This is a genomic window from Micromonospora sicca, from assembly GCF_003172935.1.
Taxonomy (GTDB): domain Bacteria; phylum Actinomycetota; class Actinomycetes; order Mycobacteriales; family Micromonosporaceae; genus Micromonospora; species Micromonospora sicca.
In genome coordinates, this window is the sequence record NZ_QGKS01000203.1 from 1 (window position 1) to 852 (window position 852).

At 63.4% G+C, this 852-nt stretch carries 1 protein-coding gene; it reads left to right on the forward strand.

From position 1 onward, the window contains the following. Positions 1 to 691 precede the first annotated feature (691 nt). On the forward strand, positions 692 to 852 hold a 161-nt coding region (locus DKT69_RS41060; RefSeq protein ID WP_146231070.1), incomplete at its 3' end, for a reverse transcriptase N-terminal domain-containing protein.

An 852-nucleotide genomic window follows, 5' to 3' on the forward strand; every position in this document is an offset into this window, starting at 1 on the left:
TGAGGTGCGACACGAGGTCGCACGTGTGGAGTGAGTACGTCGATTGGAGGTCGGGTGTAGATGCCCGAGACGTAGCTCCCGGTCAGTGTCCGAGACCGGTCCCCGCCCTGACGTGCGTGGCGAGTAATTGCCGGGTGCGAAGCTCAGGGAAAAGCCCAAGGACGCCCATTCCGACTGGGTGTCACAGGTGAGGGGAAGGCCGAAAGGGTGAATATGGTGAACCCTCGTTGATGCCTCGTTACGGCAACTCTTCGGGTCGGGTAATTGGTACCGAGGAGATAAAGAGGCTTGCCGCTGGAAGTCGGCAGACGGCGACCGAGGACTCTTCGACGGTCGTGTGGATACCGTCGCCTCCGGGGTTAAGAGGGCACCCGACCCGGCCGTGTCTCACGCGTGTGGAACGTGGAAACCCCGTTACGGTCCGCAACGTCTCCGGGCGCTGGCGGTAGGCCGACCGTGAGGAGAGCTGAATTCCGTGGCGGGAACAGGACGCCCAAGAAGCGAATGCCGGTAGCTGAAAGGCGACAGGAAATCGGCGACAGGATGGCCGGTCCTCCGACCGGCCGCCGCCGGTATAACTGGCCGGATACCGGGCCTGGTGCCCGGCTGTGAAGACAGGCTGACGTGTGGCGGGTGAGCCTTTGACGACGATGCACCGGAACCACCGGAACCGAAGGGCAAGTTAGACGCGATGACGGCTTTTGCTTTCGATGTTGCGAGAGCGGCCCTCGGAGTGAACGGACCGGAGGACGTACCCACGTGGGACACCGTCGGCTGGCGACACCACGAGGAGAACGTACGGCGGCTACGGGGCAGGATCTTCAAGGCGACGAAGGACGGCGACTGGCCTAA